Origin of the sequence: Limnohabitans sp. 2KL-51 (genome assembly GCF_003063645.1) — a bacterium.
GTDB lineage: Bacteria > Pseudomonadota > Gammaproteobacteria > Burkholderiales > Burkholderiaceae_C > Limnohabitans_A.
On sequence record NZ_NESJ01000040.1, the window covers coordinates 1 to 5,385 of the forward strand.

The following is a 5,385-nucleotide window of genomic DNA, read 5'->3' on the forward strand; positions in this document are numbered from 1 at the left end:
ATGAGATCCGCCGAGCATGCCCCAAGTCCGGAAAACGATTCAAATCGTGGACAAGGAAAAAGTCAGATTTATTTAAATAAATCATGGGGTTACGTTAAGTCTGATGGCAAACGTTGGGACACTAGTGAGATTTCCTGTTTATTTCAATATTTTGACGGTCTAAAGTGAAATATTTGTGACAAGAGCGGTGTTCGAAATCTCCGTGGGAAAAAAATTCAACCATGATGAGAACGTTCGCAAGCTAAAGATGCGCGATCTTTCAAGCCGTTACAGGATTGGTTACGATAACGACCATGTCCATTCTTTTCCGCTTTGCTCTGCTCTGCCTGGTGGCAGGAAGTACCCTTGCACAAAGTTATTTACCGCCTTGCCCCCCGAACGGGACATGGCACAACTGCCACGGAACGCACGTCCGTCCCGACGGCGTGACTTACGTCGGTGAGTACCAAAACGATCAGCGTCATGGAAATGGTATCGAATACTGGGCTAACGGTGCGATCATCCGGTCTGGTCTTTGGAGTAACAGCACACTGACCAGGTCTTACTCTATTGATGCGAGTCGCTTTCAATTGAATGTTCACTCTCAGGGGTCGGCATTCCCAACAGTCGATCCCGGCAACACTGAGCGTGACCGCCTCAGAGCCGAGGTTGAATCAGAGCGCAATAAGCGTAAAGAACTGGAACAACTCCTCGCATCCACCAAAGAGCGAGATCGAGTGGCGGCTGAGTGGGATACCGAACGCAGAAAACGCCAAGAGCTTGAAGCCCAACGTGTGGTCCAGCAGCAACCATCGCAAGACCTTAAGCGCAAAGCCCACGCACTGGTGATCGGCAATGGTGCCTACCCTGGTTCAGGTCGTCTCGACAATCCGGTCAATGATGCACATGCCATCAGTCAAAAGCTCAGGTCGATGGGCTTTGCGGTGACCACCGTTACCGATGCCAACCGACAAAAGCTGGTGCAATCGATGGCGCAGTTTAGGCGCACAGCCGCAGCGGCAGACCTTTCATTGCTCTTTTATGCAGGTCACGGCGTACAGATATTCGGCACCAATTACATCCTTCCAACCGATGTCGATCAAACCGACCCTGCTCAGGCCACCATCCAAGGTGTGTCACTCAACTCTGTCGTTGAAAACTTCCTGCCCGGCAAAACCAAGTTGGTCTTTTTAGATGCCTGCAGGGATAACGCCTTGCAGCGAACAAATGACAGAAGTGTCTCCAAAGGCCTTGCGCCTATCTCAGCAGCAGAGGGAACTTTGATCAGTTACGCCACCAAGGACGGGCAGACCGCAGCAGACGGAGTGGGGTCAAAGAATTCGCCATTCACTCACGCGCTGTTGGAGCACCTGAACGACCCCCAAGACATCGCCGTAGTTCTGCGCAAGGTCAGAGCAAAAGTGATGAAAGCTACAGGCGGTAAACAACAACCTTGGGAGTACGGCAGCCTGACCGGCGGTGAGCTAGTACTCTCTGCCATTCGGCCCAAGTGAAGAACATGCTCAAGGTATTTTTATTTTTCATCAGCTTGATTCTTTGCGGTCATGCACTTGCATAGCTCCAATTCAGTTTTGACATCGTTATTTGTCAACTGATTTGAGAGAGTTCCACTTTTCATTTCGGCAGGGCAAATGAGCACAGGCCAAAAAAATTTGCAGGCATTCACTTGGTCACTTTTCTTGATCTCCGGCTGCAGTTTTGACCAGCACCCTTTACCTGCTTGTCAGGGCACAGAAACATCAAAGTGGACCCATTGCATTGGCGTTCAAATCCAAGCCAATTATGTTTTTATCGGTGAATGGGCTGATGGAATGATCCATGGTTATGGAACTGTCAGTTTTTCTAACGGAGACAAGTACATTGGTGAATTCAAAGACGATACATTCAACGGCCAAGGAACTTACAACTTTCCTAACGGTGATAGCTATGTCGGTGAATTCAAAGACGGTAAACGTAGTGGGCAGGGAACTTACAAAAACTCAGCAGGTACTACGTACATTGGTGATTTCATAGACGGCTTTTTCAACGGGCAGGGAACTGTCACTTACGCTATTGGCAGTCAATACGTTGGCGAGTTCAAAGATGGCGAACGCAATGGGCAGGGAAAGCTCACATACGTTAATGGCAGTCAATACGTTGGTGAATTCAAAGACGATGAACCAAATGGACAGGGGACGCTGACCATCTCCGACGGTGACAAGTACGTCGGTCAATTCAAAAATGGCAAACGCTATGGCCAAGGCACCATCATCTACGCTAACGGATCTGAATATGTCGGTGAATTCAAAGATGGTCTAAACAAGAGTGGCTACATAAGCCAAGCCTTTGGGGGTAAAAAAACTGATAGTCATAAAGACAACATACCAGAAGGTCAAAAAAATATAACCAATGCAAGTCTTGATACCTACATCAGTAAATCCAAAGATGGTCAAATCGCCCGGTCGAACTCTGCTGATCCTTTTGTGTTCGTGGTGGACAACAAACGTTCCGTCAACTACGCATGGTGGATCAAGCCTGTCGAGGTTCGCCCCAAGGGAACGTCCGTGTCTGGCCTATCTTTAAAAGAAATAAACCAAGCCAGATCTGACAGTTTTTCTGAGTGGTGCTACGCAGATGCGTTCACAAGAAAGTCATTCAGCTCTCCATTCGAATCTGTCCGAACGCAAATTGATGAAACCATGTGGGACAAAAATTTGCCAGGCTTTAAAGCAAGCGGCGCATTCACAGGGGTTAACTTTCAGGACGCAGTTGTGGGTAATTATGAGGACTGCAACGGACATCGTGGCGCTTTCATCCTCATATCGGACAGAACGCAACCCAAAAAAGTAGTTTATGTTCGTGAGTGGAGTGATTGGAAAGGTTTTATTTGGCTGAAGAAGGATGCGAATGACGACAGCCTCCGAGTGGGAAGCTGTTTGTATTGTGGGGACTGGAGTGAGCTTTCATATGACATCAAGAGAAAACGGTTTTACTGGATTTACCCGGAGTCTAGGTAGACAACGCTTATGCCAGCAGCCTAAAAAACGCCCTGTTAACGGGGCGTTTTGCATTTCAGATTTTCTTCAAGACCGACCCACCAACATCGCCTCCACCAACTCCTGCACCGCCAACGCCTCTTCAGCTGTGGCCAGTTTGTGGGGCTTGCCGCGCAACCACAAGTCCACTTCGCTCAGTTGACGCTGCAAGGCGCTGGAGCGCGGGTCTTCGGTACGCCAGTCAACGGCCTCCACCCAAGGGCCGCCGTCGGAGCGCCACAGTTGAAAGAATTCACGAAACTGGTGGTTCATGCGGCTGCCGCGCACCGTGACTTCTTGCCGGTCTGGCTGTTGACCGCCGGTGGTGGCCATGACCGTGACGGGCCTCCCATCGGCCGTGGTCAAGCGGGCCAGCATGTCCAACTCGCACAAGGTGGGGTCTTGCGGGTAACGTGGCAAGGCCTGCTGCAAGGTCAACGGCCCTAAAAACCGTCCGGCCAAAAACAAGAAATGCGAAATCACTTCGCGGGTGTAGCCACCTTCATCGCGCAGGCGCAGCCAATCGGCGTCTTTTTGCCAGGCACGGGGCCAAGCGGGGTAGTTCACCACGATGTCGATGCCCAACAGTTCACCCGTTTCACCCGCTGCAATGGCGCGATTCAATTCTTCAAAGCCACGCGACGCAGCCTGGGTGAAGTTGACCACACCAGGCAAGCGCGCTTGGCGCAGTTGCGCCACCAGATCACGGCTTTGCGCGTTGTCGGTGCCTAGGGGTTTTTCCATGAACACGCCCTGCCCGGCTGCTGCGGCTTGCAAGGCATAGGTTTTGCGTGGGCCTGGCGGGCAGGCCAGGTACACCACATCCGCCCCGGCCATGGCGGCTTGCGCGTTGGCTGCGACGTGCGCACCTGGGGCCATCTCCCGGGTTTTGGCCACCGACGTGGGCGAAGGGTCCCAAACGCCGCACACCTCAAAGGCGGGATGTTGCAAAGCGTTTTCCAACATGCGGCGGCCCATGATGCCCAGCCCGATGATGGCGATTTTGTGTGTCATGTCTGTCTCCTGAAAGGATTTCAAGCTTAACCATTTCGCACTAGCAAGGCAGTCCTTTATGGGCAGGTAGAGGCGTTGCCACAGGTGACTGCCGGGCCCTCACGACCATGCTAGGGTTGTTTTTTCATTTTTCTCAAGTCAAAACCATGTCGAACAAAGTCAATGTATCGCGAACCCATCGTCGCCAAGTCGTGTTGGGTCTTGTGCTGGGGGCCGCTTCGGCCTTCACCACAGGCCAAGCCTTGGCGCAGGACTTTCCTCCCAAAAAAACCATCAGCATGGTCGTGGGCTTTGTGCCCGGCGGGGCGGCCGACACGGGTGCCCGCATCATTGCCAAAAAACTGGGCGAGAACCTGGGGGTCGCCGTCACGGTTGAAAACAAAGCTGGTGCTGGCGGCAACATTGCCCACCAATACACCGCAACCGGCCCAGCAGACGGCAGCGTGCTTTTGTTCGGCTCAGTCGGCCCGCTGAGCATTGCCCCCAACATGATGAAGCTGCCCTACGATCCGGTGAAAGACTTGGCCCCACTGACCATGGCGGTGAACTTCCCGAACGTGCTGGTGGTGCACTCGGGCACCGGCATCAAAACGTTCGCCGAGTTCATCGCTGCCGCCAAAAAAGACCCCGGCAAACTCGATTTCGCCTCCACCGGCCCAGGTTCTGCCTCGCACCTGGCAGGCGAGTTGCTCAACGACATGGCCAAAATCGACACACTGCATGTGCCCTACAAAGGCGGTGCCGCCGCGCTGCAAGACCTGCTGGGCGGCCGTGTGGCCGCTTGGTATGCCACTTTTGCCACGGCAGCGCCTCACATCGAGGCAGGCAAAGTGATTCCTCTGGCCAGTACCGGCACGCAGCGCCTGGGGGGCTTGCCCCAGATTCCCACCATTGCCGAGTCCGGCTACCCTGGTTTCAGTGCCACCAACTGGTACGCCTTTGTCGCCTCATCCAAAGTGCCCGCCCCGGTGCTGGACCTCTGGAATGCGGAATTGGTCAAGGTGTTGTCAGCGCCCGATGTGGTGGAGCAGTTGAACAAGCACGGCCTCGTGCCCATGCCCGGCTCGCGTGACGACCTGGCCCGGTACATGGCCAAGGAAACGGCCACTTGGGGGCGCATCATCCGGGAGCGAAAAATAAGCGCCCAGTGAGCATGTTTCGGCCAGAAACCCCAAATATGTATTGCGGAATTAAATTGGCCGAAAAATTCGATAAAATCGTTAGCATGGACCAGTAGTGTCCGGTTAAAAAGTGAATAAATTCAACTGGTTAGCGTCGGACGGGTTGTCGATTGTGTTGCCATCGAGCTGCAAGGCGCTTGAAACCTCGGTTTTCTCGAATACCGAGACCGACAAGA

General features: G+C 53.1%; 4 protein-coding genes. 3 read left to right on the forward strand and 1 reads right to left on the reverse strand.

Annotated features, from left to right (window positions below; all coding sequences use genetic code 11):
* Positions 1-293: 293 nt before the first annotated feature.
* Positions 294-1,493 carry a caspase domain-containing protein gene (locus B9Z49_RS21205; protein WP_108355429.1) on the forward strand — a complete coding sequence of 400 codons (1,200 nt, stop codon included), beginning with the start codon at positions 294-296 and terminating at the stop codon, positions 1,491-1,493.
* Positions 1,494-1,631: 138 nt separating this feature from the next.
* On the forward strand, positions 1,632-2,996 hold the full coding sequence (locus B9Z49_RS21210; protein WP_108355430.1) for an MORN repeat-containing protein: 1,365 nt from the start codon (positions 1,632-1,634) through the stop codon (positions 2,994-2,996).
* Between the two features lie 66 nt (positions 2,997-3,062).
* Here B9Z49_RS21210 and B9Z49_RS21215 read toward each other — a convergent pair whose 3' ends face one another.
* On the reverse strand, positions 3,063-4,028 hold the full coding sequence (locus B9Z49_RS21215) for a Gfo/Idh/MocA family protein (protein ID WP_108355431.1): 966 nt from the start codon (positions 4,026-4,028) through the stop codon (positions 3,063-3,065).
* A 146-nt stretch (positions 4,029-4,174) separates the two neighbouring features.
* Here B9Z49_RS21215 and B9Z49_RS21220 point away from each other — a divergent pair, with 146 nt between their 5' ends.
* On the forward strand, positions 4,175-5,179 hold the full coding sequence (locus B9Z49_RS21220) for a tripartite tricarboxylate transporter substrate binding protein (RefSeq protein WP_108355432.1): 1,005 nt from the start codon (positions 4,175-4,177) through the stop codon (positions 5,177-5,179).
* Positions 5,180-5,385: the final 206 nt, after the last annotated feature.